This window comes from Streptomyces sp. NPDC126503 (assembly GCF_040302405.1).
GTDB lineage: Bacteria > Actinomycetota > Actinomycetes > Streptomycetales > Streptomycetaceae > Streptomyces > Streptomyces gulbargensis.
In genome coordinates this window covers 25,866-41,668 of the sequence record NZ_JBEORS010000035.1, presented here as the reverse complement: position 1 = coordinate 41,668, position 15,803 = coordinate 25,866, and the positions used below count along the sequence as shown (strand labels likewise).

Sequence of the window (15,803 nt, the reverse complement as noted above, 5' to 3'; positions counted from 1 at the left end):
CACCGGCGGCAGCGCCGACAACATCGTCCAGACCTACACCGTGAACGCCTCCTCCGAGGTCGCCAACGGCGCCTGGAAGCTCCGCGCCCAGGACAGGGCCTCCGCCGACACCGGCTACATCAGCGGCGTCAAGCTGACCTTCCCGTAGGGGGACGGCCGGGAAGCCTCCCCGGAGGCTTCCCGCACACGCTCCCGGGCGGGCCGGTGACCATCGCCCCCGCCCCGCCCGGGTCCCCAACGGAACGCCGACAGCCGCTACTTGTCGGCGTTCGCCGCATTCACCAGCGCGTCCTTCGTCACCGCGCCGACGTACACCGTGCCGTCGTCCGTCATCAGCGCGTTCACCAGCTTCGTGGAGAAGACGGTGCCCGAGCCGAAGGAGCCGGTGACCTTCTCGCCGAAGGAGTCCAGGAAGCCCTGGACCTCCTTCGGCGCCTCGCCCTTCCCGGGCGCCGCAGCGCCGGTGCCGAGCTTGGCGATGGTCGTCCAGCCCTCCCCGATCACGTTCGGTCCGCCGTCGGGACCGCCGAACCCGGGGCCGCCGAGGCCCGGGGCACCGAGGGCGGGGCCGAAGCCCTTCTCCAGTTCCTTCTCCGCGTCCTTGCCCGCGGCCTGGGCGCCACCCTCCGTCACCTTGGCGCCCTTGGGCACCTGGAAGGTGAACTCCGAGGCGGCCGGCCGGCCGAAGTCGACCTTGGTGAAGCCCGCGTCGAGGACCGGCTTGCCGCCCTGGACCGAGGCCAGGGTGAACTTGAGCGGGGTGCCCGTCGCCGCGTCCACCGCGATCTTCACGGACTCCACGGTCGAACCGCTCTGCTTCGGCGCGATCACCAGCTGGTACGCGTCCCGGCCGGCCACCTTCGCCGTGCCGCCGACGGTGATCGAGGTCGTGTCACCGGCCGCCTTCAGGACCTCGTCGGCCAGCTGCTTCGGCGTGCCCGGCAGTTCCTCGCCGCGCTGCTCCCCGGCCTCCGCCGGCGTCTTCTCGTGGAAGACCTCGTTGCTCGCGCTGTCGTACGCCCACACGTCGGTGCCGTTGTGGACGAGGCTGTACTCGTTCTTGCCGTCGAGCAGGGTGAGCCTCTGGCGCTCGGGTCCGTCGGCCGCCACCCGCAGGGTGTGGGTGCCGGAGACGAGCCGGGTGAGCTGTTCCGAGGGGTCCGCCGAGCCGGAGCCGCCGCCTCCGGCGACGCCGGAGAGGAGGCCGTCGAGGGCGGGCAGGCCCAGGTCGGTGGAGATCTTGAACGTGCCGGACAGGGTCTGGGTGTCCGAGGCGGCGATCTTCTCGATGAGCTGCTGCGCGGTGATCTCCGGCAGGTCCGGGTCCCCGGACGCCGCCAGGGCCGGTACGAGGCCGATGGTGGCGGCGGCCGCTCCGGCCACCGCCACCGGAACGATGTAACGGCTCGCCTTACGGGTCTGTGCCATGGTCTGCGCTACCTCCGTGCCCTCCGTGGTCGATGTCTCCATCCCACCAGGGAAAGGGCCCCGGGGCGTCAGCCCCGGGGAGCAACCCGGCGTACTGCTCCGGTATGACGCGACCCCGAGAAGCGTCTGGGGTCTTTCTTTCGGATCAGGCCGGATCAGGGAGCGGCGTCTGGTGCGTGCGATCGCAAGGCGGAGGAGGGAGTCCATGCGGAGCATCGGCGACCGACGACAACGCGGCGAGCGTGCGTGCCAGACGCCGCGAGCCCGGCAAGATCCGAAAGAAAGACCCTAGCCCGCGCGGTGGACGACCGCGTCGCAGAGCTCCGCGAGCGCGGCCTTCGCGTAGCCGTCGGGGAGCGGCGCCAGCATGGCCCTGGCCTCCTCCGCGTACCGCACGGTGTCCCGGCGGGCCTGCTCCAGGGCGGGGTGGACGCGGAGCCGGCGCAGGACCTCGGCGTGGCGCTCGTCGTCGGTGAGGTCGCCGTCGATGAGGGCGACCAGTTCCAGGTCCTCGGGGCGGCCGTGAGCCGCCGCGGCGGCGCGGAGCCGGAGGACGGGGAGGGTCGGGACGCCTTCGCGGAGGTCGGTGCCCGGGGTCTTGCCGGACTCGTGGGAGTCGGAGGCGATGTCGAGGACGTCGTCGGCGAGCTGGAAGGCGACGCCGAGCCGCTCACCGTACTGGGTGAGGGTGTCGACGACGGACCGGTCGGCGCCGGCCATCATGGCGCCGAAGCGGCAGGAGACGGCGACGAGCGAACCGGTCTTGCCGCCGAGGACGTCGAGGTAGTGGTCGACGGGGTCGCGGCCGTCGGTGGGGCCGGCGGTCTCCAGGATCTGGCCGGTGACGAGCCGCTCGAACGCCTCGGACTGGATGCGGACGGCCTCGGGTCCGAGATCCGCGAGCGTGTGCGACGCACGGGCGAAGAGGAAGTCACCCGTGAGGACGGCGATGGAGTTGCCCCAGCGGGCGTTGGCGCTGGGCACCCCGCGCCGCACGTCGGCCTCGTCCATGACGTCGTCGTGGTACAGCGTGGCGAGATGGGTCAGCTCGACGACCACGGCGGAGGGGACGACACCCGGGGCGTGCGGGTCGCCGAACTGGGCGGCGAGCATCACGAGCAGGGGGCGGAACCGCTTGCCCCCGGCCAGGACGAGATGCTGGGCGGCCTCCGTGATGAACGGGACATCGCTCTTGGTGGCGTCCAGGAGGCCCGCCTCCACGGCCGCCAACCCGCTCTGGACATCGGCCTCAAGAGCCTGGTCCCGCACGCTAAGACCGAACGGCCCGACGACGGTCACGAGGGGGTCTCCTGTCTGCTGACGCCTGCTGACGATCACACGGGTTGCTCACGATCACACGGATTGTCGATGTGTCGCTGGATTCGCTCAAGCCAGCGTATCCGGTCACGTTTCGATCACCGTGGGCGCCTTCCCGTCACCCCCGGTATGTTCGTGATCAGCTCATACGACCAGGAGTAGGCGTTTTGTCACGAACGGGGAGCGGCATGAAATCGAACCGCGTACGGCGGCCGTGGAGGTGACCCGATGACCAGGATCCGTACCGATTTCCCGTACGCGACCCGGCACGAGGACCTCCGCGTCGCGATGCCCGACGGCACCCCGCTGTACGCGCGCGTGTGGCGCCCGGTCACCGACCGGCCCGTCCCGGCCCTCCTGGAGTACGACCCGTGCCGGCTGACCGACGGGACGGTGGCCCGCGACGCGCAGCGCCACCCCTGGTACGCGGGCCACGGCTACGCCTCCGTCCGCGTCGACGCGCGCGGCCACGGCAACAGCGGGGGCCTGCCCGGTGACGTGCACGGCGCCACCGGGACGGACGACGGGGTCGCGCTCGTGCACTGGCTGGCCGAACAGCCCTGGTGCTCCGGCGAGGTCGGTGTCTTCGGCGTCTCCTGGGGCGGCACCGCCGCGCTGCGGATCGCCGCCCGCGCCCCCGGCCCGCTCAAGGCCGTCGTCGCCGTGAGCGCCACCGACGACCCCTACGGGACCGGCGCCCACCACCTGGGCGGCGCCGTCCTCGCCGGAGGGCTGCCCTGGGCCGCCGCCCTGCTCTCCTCGGCCTGCCGGCCGCCCGACCCCCGGTACGCGGGCGAGGAGTGGCGCGAGCGCTGGCTGGAACGGCTGGAGGCCGTGGAGCCGCTCCTCCCCCGGTGGCTCGCCCACCCGACCCGCGACGACCACTGGCGGTCCGGCGCCGTCCGTGAGGAGTACGGCGCGATCCGGGCCGCCGTCCTCGCCGTCGGCGGGCTCCACGACCCGTACCGCGACACCGTCCTGCGCCTCGCCGAACACCTCCCCCCGGACCGGGTGCGGGCCGTCCTCGGCCCCTGGTCCGTCCACTACCCCGACCGGGCGCTGCCGCCGGGCTCCGCCGTCGGCTTCCTCCAGGAGACCCTGCGCTGGTGGGACCACCACCTCAAGGGCGCCGGCAACGGCGTGCCGGACGATCCGCCGCTGCGCGCCTGGATCGGCGGCTCCCATCCCCCGGCCCCGGTGTACCGGGAGCTGCCGGGCCGCTGGGTCACCGAGCCCTCCTGGCCGTCCCCGCACGTCACGCCCGTCACGTACGGCTTCGGAGGCGGGCCGGTGGCCGTCGCCTCGCCCCCGTGGACCGGTGTGGACGCGGGCCGTCTCCTGCCGTCGGGGAACGACGGCGACCTGCCGCCGGACCAGCGCGGCGAGGACGCGCTCTCGGCCTGCTTCGACTTCACCGTCCCCGAGGACGGGGAACCGGTCGAGATCCTGGGCCGCCCGTCGGTGAGCCTCGCCCTGCGCGCGGACGCCCCCACCGGCCAGGCCGTCGCCCGGCTCTGCGACGTCGCCCCGGACGGCTCCTCCACCCTCGTGACCCGGGGCGCCCTGAACCTCGCCGCCCGCCTCGGCACGGACCGGGCGGTGCCGGCACGCACCGGCGCGTGGGAGAGCGTCCGCTTCGAGCTGGGCACCGCCGGGCACGCCTTCGCGCCCGGCCACCGGGTGCGGCTCGCGGTCTCCTCCGCGTACTGGCCGTGGCTCTGGCCGCAGCCGGACGGGGCGGGCTTCGCGCTGGACCCGGCGGGCTCCTCGCTCACGCTGCCGGTCCGGGCCCCGACCCGGGACACCGTCGTCTGGGAGGAGCCGGAGCAGGCCGGGCCGACGGGGGTCACCGTCCCGGGCACCCTGGAGGAGCCGCGGCCGGAGCGGACGGTGGTGCGGGACGTGGTGAAGGGCGAGTGGCGCCTGGAGGACGACCCCCGGGACGGCGGGACGCGGGTCCACCCGGACGGCCTGGAGGTCACGGAGGACGCCCTGGACACGTACACGATCGAGGAGAGCGGCCCGTTGTCGGCCCGGGCCCGCTCCGACCGGTCGGTCCGGCTGCACCGGCCCGACCTCGGCTGGGACGTCACGGTGGAGCTGCGCGCCGAGACCACCTGCGACGCGGACGCCTTCCACACCTCGCACGAGGTGGTGTGCGCGGAGGGCGGCGAGATCGTCTTCCACCGCACCTGGGAACGGCGGATCCCCCGTACGGCGGGCTGAGCCGCGGCCGTACGGGGGACCGGAAGGGGTTACGCGCGGGCGCCGGCCTTGCGGCGGCGGCGGGCGACGACCAGCGCTCCGGCGCCGAGGACGACGGCGGCACCGGCGGCCAGGCCGAGCTGCGGCAGGTGGTCACCGGAGCCGGTGGCGGCGAGGGTGCCGCGGTTCACCGGAGTGGTGGACGAGCCGCCGTACGGCGTGGTGTTCGCGTTGCCGGTGGTGACGGTGGGCACCGGGGTCGGGGTGGCGGTGGTGGTCGACGGGGACGGCGTCGGGGTCGGCGTCGGCGTCGGCTTGTCGTCCTTGCCGGCGGGAACGATGTCGAAGAAGGCCTCGGAGTTGTCGCCGTAGCCGCAGGACCCGTCCTCGTTCTCGTACGCGCCGGCGGCGAAGGCCACGCCCTGGGCGGTGGGCGCCTTCGCGTCGACGGTCAGGCGCAGCTTCACGTCGGCCTGGCCGCCCTTGGCGAGCGCGCCGAGCGCGATGCCGTCGAACTCCTCGGAGACCGGGGTCCACGCCGGGTTCTTGGCGGAGGACCACGCGACGGTGATGAACTTGTTCCAGCCGCTCGGCGGCTCCTCGCTCTCGTCGATCTCCTCCCAGTCGGTGGGGAGGGTCGCGGCGAAGGCGTAGGCCTCGACGGCGTCGAGGGTGCGCTCGGAGGTGTTGCGGACCTTCAGCGAGAACACCGCGCTGGTGCCGGCGGTCACGGTGGTGGGGCCGGTCACCTGGACGGCGAGGGCATCGCCCTCCTCGCACTCCTCGGGCAGCTCCTCGAAGCCTTCGAGGGCGTCCCGGGCGTCGGCGAGTTCCTGCTTGGCCAGCTTCAGCCTCTCGCCGAGGATGTGCGCCTTCTTCGCCAGGGCGACGACGGCGTCGTCGTACGCGGTGTCGGCCTTGTCGTGGCGGAGCTTGGCGGCGGCCAGGGCGGCGGTGGCGTCCTCGACGCCCTTCTTCGCGTCGGCGACGGCCTTCTCGGCGTCCGCCTTCTCCTGCTCGGTGGCCGTCCCGGGCAGCTTCTTCAGGGCCTCCTCGGCCGCGACGAGCACCGTGTCGGCGGCGGTCTTGGCGTCCTTGGCGGCCTTGAGGGCCTCCGTGGCGGCGGCGAGCTCGGTCTTGAGGTCCTCTTCGACGTTGTTGTCGTCGAGGTCCTTCAGGGCCGCCTTGTACGTCACCTCGAGCTCGGCGACCTTGGCCCGCGCCTTGTCGAGGGCCTCCTCCAGCTCCTCCAGGGACGGCTTCTCGTCGTCCTCGTGGGTCGCGGGGGCCTGGGTCTGCGCGGGCGTCGGGGTGGGCGTGGCGAAGGCGGGGCCGGCCGAGAGGAACACGACCGGCGTGGTGACGGCGGCGGCGACGGCGGTCGCCAGGATGCGGCGGATCTTCACAGGTGTGGGCCTTTTCCTGGTCAGAGGAACTGCGAGAAGAGTGTGGTGGGGCGCGCCTGCGGCTGCCTCACGCGGGCGCGGCGCCACGCTGATCGTAGGCGGCGGCACCGCCGCGCGGGGGCCGCTTTCCCGCAGCTCGGGCGGGGGTTCGGCGCCGGTCCGACCACAAAGCACCCGAAGCGGGACAGTTGCCCATGGAGGCCCCGGTTTCTCTGTGATCCATGTCATCAGCGCCCGGCGGCCCGCCCCGTAACGTGTCCCCCACACACGTGGAAAGCGAGGCACGCAGCCATGTCCGAGCACAGCCCGCTCGACCTGGCCGAGGGCGACCCCTTCGGCCCGCACAACCTCCCGTACGGCGTCTTCTCGACCGCCGACGAGCCCGGCCGGCGCAGGCTCGGCGTCCGCATCGGCGGGTACGTGCTGGACGCGGGGGCCGCGGCGCACGCGCTCGGCTCCCCGTACGCCGCGCTGCTCGCGCAGCCGAGCCTGAACCCGCTGCTCGCCGCCGGCCGGACGGCCTGGCGCGATGTGCGGCGGGCGCTGACGGCCTGGGTGACGGTGCCCGCGCACCGCCCCGACATCGAGCCGCTGCTGCACCCGCTGGACGCGGTGACGCTGCACCTGCCGTACGAGGTCGCGGACTACGTGGACTTCTACGCGAGCGAGCACCACGCGACGAACGTGGGCCGGATCTTCCGCCCGGACGGCGAGCCGCTCACCCCCAACTGGAAGCACCTGCCGATCGGTTACCACGGCCGGGCCGGCACGGTGGTGGTCTCCGGGACCGATGTCGTACGGCCGTCCGGGCAGCGCAAGGCGCCGTCCGACGCGGCCCCCGTCTTCGGCCCGTCGGTGAAGCTGGACATCGAGGCGGAGGTCGGCTTCCTCGTCGGCACCCCGTCGGAGCTGGGCCGGCCGGTCGCGCTGAGCGACTTCCGGGAGCACGTCTTCGGTCTGACGCTGCTGAACGACTGGTCGGCGCGGGACGTGCAGGCCTGGGAGTACGTGCCGCTGGGCCCGTTCCTCGGCAAGTCCTTCCAGACGTCGGTGTCGGCGTGGGTGACGCCTCTGGAGGCGCTGGACGCGGCCCGGACCGCCCCGCCCGCGCGGGACGTCCCGCCGCTGCCGTACCTGGACGACTCGGGCGAGGACGAGCCGGGCGGCTTCGATCTGCGGATCACGGTGGAGATCAACGGCGAGGTGGTCGCCGAGCCGCCGTTCTCCACCATGTACTGGACGGCGGCCCAGCAGCTCGCCCACATGACGGTGAACGGCGCCTCGCTGCGCACGGGTGACCTGTACGGCTCGGGGACGGTGTCCGGGCCCGAGGTGAACCAGCGCGGTTCGCTCCTGGAGCTGACGTGGAACGGTCGGGACGCGCTCGACCTGGCCGGTGGCAAGCGGACGTTCCTGGAGGACGGCGACGAGGTCGTGCTCACCGCGTGGGCGCCGGGCCCGGACGGCACGCGCGTGGCGCTGGGCGAGGTCCGGGGCCGGATCGTTCCTTCCGCCTGACCTGGGGCCGCCCGGCGGTCGTACCGCACCCCCGCGGGGGCCGGACGACCGCCGTGCGGCCGTCCGTCAGAGGAGCCGCCAGAGGGCGGGCGCGTTCGGCGGCTCCCAGCCGGCCTGGGCGGTGTGCGCCTGGAGGCAGGCGTAGCCCCGGCCGCCGTACGTCACGGAGTCGCCGGGCCGGTACGTGGTCCCGGCGGCCCAGGTGCCGCCGGGGGTCCCGGTGGGGGTCGGGGTGGGGCTCGGGCCCGGGTCCTGCGGCACGTTCAGGACGAAGTCGAAGGCGGCCTCCTTGGCACCGCCCGCGTCCCGCACGGTCATGAGCAGGCGCGGGTCGAAGAGCGAGTCGGTGTTGTTGCGGGGTTCACCCGGGAAGTACAGCTGCGTGGTGAGCACCGGGCGGCCGGGGGCCTGGACCTTGACGTGGATGTGGCGGGTGCGGCCCGGGTAGAGGCCGGGGACGATCGTGCTGAGCCGGAAGGCGCCGCTCGCGTCGGTGAACTGGTGGCCCCGGAAGCGGAACCCGGTGTTGTCGTAGGCGCCGTTGACGTCGGCCTGCCAGAAGTCGAGCAGGGCGCCCGCGACCGGCCGGCAGGCGAGGCCGAAGACGTAGCCGCTGACGGTGAGCCGGGTGCCGGGCGTGCTCGCGTCCACCAGGCTGGTGCGGCGGGGGGAGTTGGGCTTGAAGTAGGGGCCTTCCATCTGCGGGGGCGTGGGGTCGTCGCCGTCGTCGCAGGTGGGGGTGAGGGCGGGCGGCACCTCGCTCCCGGTGAGGGTGCGGGCGAGGGCGGGGACGCCCATGAGCACGGCGGGCGCGGTGAGTCCTGCGGCGAGCGCGGCGCGCAGAACGGCCTTGCGGGTGACGTGTCCGGCGCCGCCGGTCTCGCTCTCGATGTTCCTGTCCATACCGGTGCCTGCTCCTCTGGTGGGGGGCTGCGGGATCGGCATCGAACCTAGGCGCGGGGGTCGGCGGGGACGAGGGACGGAGTGCGGTGGTCGTGGTGTTTTCGGAAGTCACCGGGGCTGAGGCCGGTCTCGCGCCGGAAGAAGCGGCAGAAGTAGGCGGGATCGGCGAACCCGACCCGGGCCGCCACCTGGCGTACCGTCAGTTCCGTTGCGGTGAGGAGTCGTTGCGCCTCGCGCGTCCTGGCTTCGCGGAGCAGCGCGGCGGGGGTACGTCCGGTGGCGGCGCGTACGGTCTCCGCGAGGTAGCCGGGGGTCACCCCGAGCCGCTCGGCGCACTCCCGCACCGACAGCCCCTCCGTCGCCGCCCGCCCGGCGAGCCGTACGAACTCCTCCGCGAGCCCCCGCGCGGGGGCGGGCCCGGTGCTGCCGCCCGGCAGCCGCGCGGCCCGGACCAGCAGCACGTGCAGCAGCGACCGCAGCACCCCGGCGAACCCGTCGTCGCCGTGCCGGTACTCCTCGGCCAGCTCCTCCATGAGAAACGCCGTGCGCCGGTGCGTCGCCTCGTCCAGGTCCACCCAGGGCCGCTCCCCCAGCCTTCGCAGCAGCGCCTCGTCCCGGCCCCCGCCGCCCAGGAACTCGGGGGTGAACAGCACGAGCGACCCCTCAAGGCCGCGCACGCCCTCCCAGTGGTGCACCTGTCCGGGCAGGATCACGCCCAACTGCGGTGGCCGTACCGCGTACCGTTCCACGTCGAGCACGTGCACCCCGCTCCCGGCGACGACGTGCACGATCTCGTAGAACGTGTGCCGATGGGGGAACGCGGCCCGCGACATGGGCCCCATGGCGTCGAACCCCCCGGCGGCGAACGGCACTTGTCCCGGAAGGCGCACCTCGAGGCGGTGCAACGGCGGCTCCCCGCTCCGGGGTGCGACACAGGGGCTGCCGGGTAACGCGGTGGTACCGCGCATGGTGCGGTTCTCCTCTCCTCGGCTGGTACAGACCAATGGGCGCCTTCCACGATGGCACGCCCGTGCCCGCAGGTCACCCCCCTCCAATGGGCCACCCGGCATGCGGCGGCCCCGGTGCGCGGCCGATGCTGCTGGGGTGGCGGGAGCGGGGGAGAGCCCGCCCGTGCCGGGCGCCGCCGCTGGGGCCGCGCCCCCTCCCCGAGGAGCAGACCCACATGTCCGCACGACCCCGGCCTCTTCTGGCCGTACTCGCCCTGGCCGCCGCCGGTTCGCTGGCCCTGGGGGCCGCGCCGGCCGTCGCGGCCGCGCCCGCCGCCCTCCCCGCCGCGACGCCGGCCACGGAGCTCCCGCACCCGGACCTGGCGGAGACGTACGAGGCCACGAAGAAGTACAGGTCCGAGCAGAAGGCCATCGCCGACGGTTTCCTCCGCACCGACATGTGCGTGGAGGACGAGAGCCCGCAGCGGCTCGGCGGGATGGGCTACCACTACGTGAAACCGGCGAACGTCGGCTCGACCGACCCGGCGCGGCCCGCTGCCGTGCTGTACGAGGACAACCACGAGACCGGGAAGCGGGAACTGGTCGCGGTCGAGTGGGTCGTCCCCAACAAGGGCCAGCCGACGCCCCGGATCTTCGACCGTCCGATGGACGGGCCGGCCGTGATCCCCGGCGTCGGTGACGTGTTCACGCTGCACGCGTGGATCTACAAGAAGAACCCGCGGGGCGTCTTCGCCCCGTACAACCCGCGCGTGCGCTGCGACTGCCCCGAGGGTGTCTCCCCTGCCCCCGGGGGCGCGCCGCAGCGGTAGGCACGCGGGAGGGGCCCGGCTCGCGGTGAGCCGGGCCCCTCTCGTACGGGCGCGTGCGCCCCGTCACCGCACGAAGACGCTCGCCTGGTTCGCGAGGTCGAGGAAGTACTGCGGCGCGAGGCCCAGCACCAGGGTGACGGCCACACCGGCGGTGATGGTGGCCGTGGTGAGCGCCGAGGGCACGGCGACGGTGGGACCGTCGGCCTTGGGCTCGCTGAAGAACATCAGCACGATCACCCGGATGTAGAAGAACGCGGCGATCGCCGAGGAGATCACACCGACCACGACGAGCGCCCCGGCGCCGCCCTCCGCCGCCGCCTTGAAGACCGCGAACTTTCCGGAGAAGCCGGAGGTGAGCGGAATGCCGGCGAAAGCGAGCAGGAACACCGCGAAGACCGCGGCGACGAGCGGCGAACGGCGGCCGAGTCCGGCCCACTTGGAGAGGTGGGTGGCCTCACCGCCCGCGTCCCGCACGAGCGTGACGACGGCGAAGGCGCCGATCGTCACGAAGGAGTACGCGCCGAGGTAGAACAGCACGGACGAGACGCCGCTCGGGGTGGCCGCGATGACACCGGCGAGCAGGAACCCGGCGTGCGCGATCGACGAGTAGGCGAGGAGCCGCTTGATGTCGGTCTGGGTGATGGCGATGATCGCGCCGCCCAGCATGGTGACGATGGCGACGCCCCACATGACCGGCCGCCAGTCCCAGGTGAGCCCCGGGAGCACCACGTACAGCAGGCGGAGCAGCGCGCCGAAGGCGGCGACCTTGGTGGCGGCGGCCATGAAGCCGGTGACCGGGGTCGGGGCGCCCTGGTAGACGTCGGGGGTCCACATGTGGAACGGCACCGCGCCGACCTTGAACAGGAGCCCCATGAGCACCATGGCGAAGCCGATGAGCAGCAGCACGTCGTTGCCCATGGTGGCGGCGAGCGCCGGGTCGACGGAGGCCAGGCGGCCGTCGACGACATCGGCGATGGCGGCGTACGAGACGGAGCCCGCGTAGCCGTAGAGCAGGGCGATCCCGAAGAGGAGGAACGCGGAGGAGAAGGCGCCGAGCAGGAAGTACTTGACGGCGGCCTCCTGCGACATCAGCCGCTTGCGGCGGGCGACGGCGCAGAGCAGGTACAGCGGGAGGGAGAAGACCTCCAGGGCGACGAACAGCGTCAGGAGGTCGTTGGCCGCCGGGAAGACGAGCATGCCGGCGACGGCGAACAGGGCGAGCGGGAACACCTCGGTGGTGGTGAAGCCGGCCCTGACCGCCGCCTTCTCCTGGTCGCTGCCGGGGACGGCGGCGGCTTCGGCGGCGAAGGAGTCGACCTTGTGGCCGTGATCGGCCGGGTCGAGCCGCCGCTCGGCGAAGGTGAGGACGGCGACGATCGAGGCGAGCAGGATCGTGCCCTGGAGGAAGAGGGCGGGACCGTCGACGGCGATCGCGCCCATGGCCGCGATGCCGGCCTTCGTGGTGGCGTGCCCGCCGGCCGCGAGGGCGACGACGGCGGCGAAGGCCCCCGCGAGGGCGAGGACGCTCAGGACGACCTGGCTGTGGTAGCGGCCCCGGCGGGGCACGAAGGCCTCGGCCAGGACGCTGAGGATCGCGGCACCGACGACGATGAGGACGGGCGCGAGCTGCGCGTACTCGATGTGCGGCGCCGGGATCTTGCCGATCGGCTCGGCGGCCGTCGTCCACAGGTCGTGGACAGCCGTTGTACTCACTTGGCCGCCTCCGCGTTCTGGATGGGCACAGCGGGCTGGGGGTCCTTCTGCTGCACGTCGGACATGGTGTGCCGGACCGCCGGGTTGACGACGTCCGTCAGGGGCTTGGGGAAGACGCCGAGGAAGATCAGGACGGCGATCAGCGGGACGGCCACCGCCAGCTCCCGCGCCCGCAGGTCGGGCAGGGTCTTCACCTCTTCCCTCACCGGCCCGGTCATCGTCCGCTGGTAGAGGACGAGGGTGTAGAGCGCGGCGAGGACGATGCCGGTGGTGGCGATGACACCGGCCACCGGGTAGCGGGCGTAGGTGCCCACGAGGACCAGGAACTCGCTGACGAAGGGGGCGAGTCCGGGCAGGGACAGCGTCGCGAGGCCGCCGATGAGGAAGGTGCCGGCGAGGACCGGGGCGACCTTCTGCACGCCGCCGTAGTCGGCGATGAGCCGGGAGCCGCGCCGGGAGATGAGGAAGCCGGCGACCAGCATGAGGGCGGCGGTGGAGATGCCGTGGTTGACCATGTAGAGCGTGGCGCCGGACTGGCCCTGGCTCGTCATCGCGAAGATGCCGAGGACGATGAAGCCGAAGTGGGAGATCGACGCGTAGGCGATCAGCCGCTTGATGTCCCGCTGGCCGACTGCGAGCAGCGCGCCGTACACGATGCTGATCAGGGCGAGGACGACGATCGCGGGGGTGGCCCACGTCGAGGCCTCGGGGAAGAGGCCGAGGCAGAAGCGGAGCATCGCGAAGGTGCCCACCTTGTCGACCACGGCGGTGATGAGGACGGCCACCGGGGCGGTCGCCTCCCCCATCGCGTTGGGCAGCCAGGTGTGCAGCGGCCACAGCGGCGCCTTCACGGCGAAGGCGAAGAAGAAGCCGAGGAACAGCCACCGCTCGGTGCTGGTGGCCATCTCCAGCGAGCCGTTGGCCCGGGCCTCGGCGATCTCGGTGAGGGAGAAGTTCCCCGCGACCACGTAGAGCCCGATGACGGCGGCCAGCATGATCAGGCCGCCGACCAGGTTGTAGAGCAGGAACTTGACGGCCGCGTACGAGCGCTGGGCCGCCGCGTTCTCGTCGGAGCCCGCGTGGGCCCGGTCGCCGAAGCCGCCGATGAGGAAGTACATCGGGATCAGCATGGCTTCGAACAGGATGTAGAAGAGGAAGACGTCGGTGGCCTCGAAGGAGAGGATCACCATCGCCTCGACCATGAGGATGAGGGCGAAGAAGCCCTGCGTCGGACGCCAGCGCTTCGAGGACGTCTCCGCGGGGTCGGCGTCGTGCCAGCCGGCCAGCACGATGAAGGGGATCAGCAGGGCGGTGAGGCCGATGAGCGCGACCCCGATGCCGTCGACGCCCAGTTCGTAACGGACCCCGAAGTCCTTGATCCAGGCGTGCGATTCGGTCAGCTGGTACCGCTCGCCGCCGGGCTCGAACCGTACGAAGATCACGGCGGCGAGCGCGAGCGTGGCGAGCGAGACGAGCAGCGCCAGCCATTTGGCGGCGGTACGGCGGGCGGCGGGCACGGCGGCGGTGAGGATCGCACCGACCGCCGGTACCGCTGCCGTGACCGTCAGGAGCGGGAAGGACATGGGATTACACCGCCCTCATCAGCAGGGTCGCGGCGATCAGCACCGCCGTACCTCCGAACATGGAGACCGCGTACGAGCGGGCGTAGCCGTTCTGGAGCTTGCGCAGCCGGCCGGAGAGTCCGCCGACGGAGGCCGCGGTGCCGTTGACCACGCCGTCGACCAGGGTGTGGTCGAGGTAGACCAGCGAGCGGGTGAGGTGCTCGCCGCCCCGGACCAGGACGACGTGGTTGAAGTCGTCCTGGAGGAGGTCGCGGCGGGCGGCCCGGGTGAGCAGCGAGCCGCGCGGGGCGACCACCGGGACGGGCCGGCGGCCGTACTGGAGGTAGGCGATCGTGACGCCGACGACCATCACGGCGACGGTGGCGGCGGTGATGACTCCGGCGCTGACCGGCGGGTGTCCGTGCTCGAACCGGGTCACGGGGGCGAGCCAGTTCACGAACCGGTCGCCGATGCCGAAGAAGGCGCCCGCGCCGACCGAGCCGACGGCCAGGAGGATCATGGGGACGGTCATGGACTTCGGCGACTCGTGCGGGTGCGGCATCCGTCCCGCCGCGTGCTCGGCGGCCGGTTCGGCGCCGGGCACGGTGTCGGCGTCGGGCGCCGGCTGCCAGCGCTTCTCCCCGAAGAAGGTCATGATCATCACGCGGGTCATGTAGTACGCGGTGATGGCCGCGCCCAGCAGGGCGACGGAGCCGAGGATCCAGCCCTCGGTGCCGCCCTTGGCGAAGGCCGCCTCGATGATCTTGTCCTTGGAGAAGAAGCCGGACAGGCCGGGGAAGCCGATGATGGCGAGGTAGCCGAGGCCGAAGGTGACGAAGGTGACCGGCATGTACCTGCGCAGACCGCCGTACTTCCGCATGTCGACCTCGTCGTTCATGCCGTGCATGACGGAACCGGCGCCGAGGAAGAGGCCCGCCTTGAAGAAGCCGTGCGTCACCAGGTGCATGATCGCGAAGGCGTAGCCGATGGGCCCGAGGCCGGCCGCGAGGACCATGTAGCCGATCTGCGACATCGTCGAGCCGGCCAGCGCCTTCTTGATGTCGTCCTTGGCGCAACCGACGATCGCACCGAAGAGGAGCGTGACGGCGCCGACGATGGTGACGACGAGCTGCGCGTCGGGGGCGGCGTTGAAGATGTCGGCGGAGCGGACGATCAGGTAGACGCCGGCGGTGACCATGGTCGCGGCGTGGATGAGGGCCGAGACCGGGGTCGGGCCCTCCATCGCGTCCCCGAGCCAGGACTGCAGCGGCACCTGGGCCGACTTGCCGCAGGCCGCCAGGAGCAGCATCAGACCGATCGCGGTCAGCGTGCCCTGCGACGCCTGGCCCGTCGCCTCCAGGACCGGCCCGAAGGCGAAGGTTCCGAAGGTGGTGAACATGATCATGATGGCGATGGAGAGGCCGATGTCACCGACCCGGTTGACCAGGAAGGCCTTCTTCGCCGCGGTGGCCGCGCTGGGCTTGTGCTGCCAGAAGCCGATCAGGAGGTACGAGGCGAGGCCGACGCCCTCCCAGCCGAAGTACAGCAGCAGGTAGTTGTCGGCGAGGACGAGCAGCAGCATCGCCGCGACGAACAGGTTCAGATAGCCGAAGAACCGGCGGCGCCGCTCGTCGTGCGCCATGTACCCGATCGAGTACACGTGGATGAGCGTGCCCACCCCGGTGATCAGCAGCACGAACGTCATCGACAGCTGGTCGAGCTGGAAGGCGATGTCCGCCTGGAAGCCCTCGACGGGGACCCAGCTGAACAGCCGCTGGTGCAGCGCCCGGTCCTCGGCCCCCTTGCCGAGCATGTCGGCGAAGAGGACCAGGCCGAGCGCGAAGGAGGCCGCCGCGAACAGCGTGCCGAGCCAGTGCCCGGCCTTGTCGAGCCGCCGTCCGCCGCACAGCAGGACGGCCGCGCCGAGCAGGGGTGCCCCGACGAGCGGAGCGATGAGATTTTCCACGGTCAGCC

At 72.6% G+C, this 15,803-nt stretch carries 12 protein-coding genes; 4 read left to right on the top strand and 8 right to left on the bottom strand.

Annotated elements, in window-relative coordinates; genetic code table 11:
* The coding region (locus ABTY40_RS29150; RefSeq protein ID WP_352062253.1) for a proprotein convertase P-domain-containing protein at positions 1 to 148 on the top strand (148 nt) is incomplete at its 5' end.
* A gap of 107 nt (positions 149 to 255) precedes the next feature.
* Here ABTY40_RS29150 and ABTY40_RS29145 read toward each other — a convergent pair.
* The gene (locus ABTY40_RS29145) at positions 256 to 1,428 is read right to left on the bottom strand and encodes a LolA family protein (protein WP_352062252.1); all 1,173 of its coding nucleotides are present in this window, start codon (positions 1,426 to 1,428) and stop codon (positions 256 to 258) included.
* Between the two features lie 288 nt (positions 1,429 to 1,716).
* Positions 1,717 to 2,727: a polyprenyl synthetase family protein gene (locus ABTY40_RS29140; RefSeq protein WP_345278614.1), complete on the bottom strand. Its 1,011-nt coding sequence runs from the start codon at positions 2,725 to 2,727 to the stop codon at positions 1,717 to 1,719.
* Positions 2,728 to 2,973: 246 nt separating this feature from the next.
* On the opposite strand from ABTY40_RS29140, the gene ABTY40_RS29135 reads away from it, so the two are divergent.
* Complete coding sequence (locus ABTY40_RS29135; protein ID WP_352062251.1) at positions 2,974 to 4,971, top strand: CocE/NonD family hydrolase; 1,998 nt, start codon at positions 2,974 to 2,976, stop codon at positions 4,969 to 4,971.
* A 29-nt stretch (positions 4,972 to 5,000) separates the two neighbouring features.
* Here the strand turns inward: ABTY40_RS29135 and ABTY40_RS29130 are convergent, their stop codons facing one another.
* Positions 5,001 to 6,356 (bottom strand): COG1361 family protein, encoded by a 1,356-nt coding sequence (locus ABTY40_RS29130; RefSeq protein WP_352062250.1) that lies wholly within the window; start codon positions 6,354 to 6,356, stop codon positions 5,001 to 5,003.
* 291 nt (positions 6,357 to 6,647) lie between these two features.
* On the opposite strand from ABTY40_RS29130, the gene fahA reads away from it, so the two are divergent.
* A complete protein-coding gene (fahA, locus tag ABTY40_RS29125) occupies positions 6,648 to 7,874 on the top strand; it encodes a fumarylacetoacetase (RefSeq protein WP_352062249.1) in 1,227 nt (408 codons plus the stop codon).
* Between the two features lie 66 nt (positions 7,875 to 7,940).
* On the opposite strand, the gene ABTY40_RS29120 is transcribed toward fahA, so the two are convergent.
* Both ABTY40_RS29120 and ABTY40_RS29115 read right to left on the bottom strand, forming a co-directional pair.
* Positions 7,941 to 8,777 (bottom strand): dioxygenase family protein, encoded by an 837-nt coding sequence (locus ABTY40_RS29120; protein ID WP_352062248.1) that lies wholly within the window; start codon positions 8,775 to 8,777, stop codon positions 7,941 to 7,943.
* Positions 8,778 to 8,824: 47 nt separating this feature from the next.
* Complete coding sequence (locus tag ABTY40_RS29115; RefSeq protein ID WP_502990700.1) at positions 8,825 to 9,745, bottom strand: helix-turn-helix domain-containing protein; 921 nt, start codon at positions 9,743 to 9,745, stop codon at positions 8,825 to 8,827.
* 215 nt (positions 9,746 to 9,960) lie between these two features.
* Here ABTY40_RS29115 and ABTY40_RS29110 point away from each other — a divergent pair, with 215 nt between their 5' ends.
* On the top strand, positions 9,961 to 10,554 hold the full coding sequence (locus tag ABTY40_RS29110; RefSeq protein ID WP_352062246.1) for a hypothetical protein: 594 nt from the start codon (positions 9,961 to 9,963) through the stop codon (positions 10,552 to 10,554).
* A gap of 63 nt (positions 10,555 to 10,617) precedes the next feature.
* On the opposite strand, the gene nuoN is transcribed toward ABTY40_RS29110, so the two are convergent.
* Genes nuoN through nuoL form a run of 3 tightly spaced genes read right to left on the bottom strand, consistent with a single transcriptional unit; the run spans position 10,618 to position 15,795 of the window.
* Positions 10,618 to 12,267: an NADH-quinone oxidoreductase subunit NuoN gene (nuoN, locus tag ABTY40_RS29105; RefSeq protein WP_352062245.1), complete on the bottom strand. Its 1,650-nt coding sequence runs from the start codon at positions 12,265 to 12,267 to the stop codon at positions 10,618 to 10,620.
* Positions 12,264 to 13,850, bottom strand: coding sequence for an NADH-quinone oxidoreductase subunit M (locus ABTY40_RS29100; RefSeq protein ID WP_352062244.1), 1,587 nt, complete (start codon positions 13,848 to 13,850; stop codon positions 12,264 to 12,266). Before ABTY40_RS29100 ends, nuoN begins: the two co-directional genes overlap by 4 nt.
* A 4-nt stretch (positions 13,851 to 13,854) precedes the next feature.
* Positions 13,855 to 15,795: an NADH-quinone oxidoreductase subunit L gene (gene nuoL, locus ABTY40_RS29095; RefSeq protein WP_352062243.1), complete on the bottom strand. Its 1,941-nt coding sequence runs from the start codon at positions 15,793 to 15,795 to the stop codon at positions 13,855 to 13,857.
* Between the last annotated feature and the right edge of the window lie 8 nt (positions 15,796 to 15,803).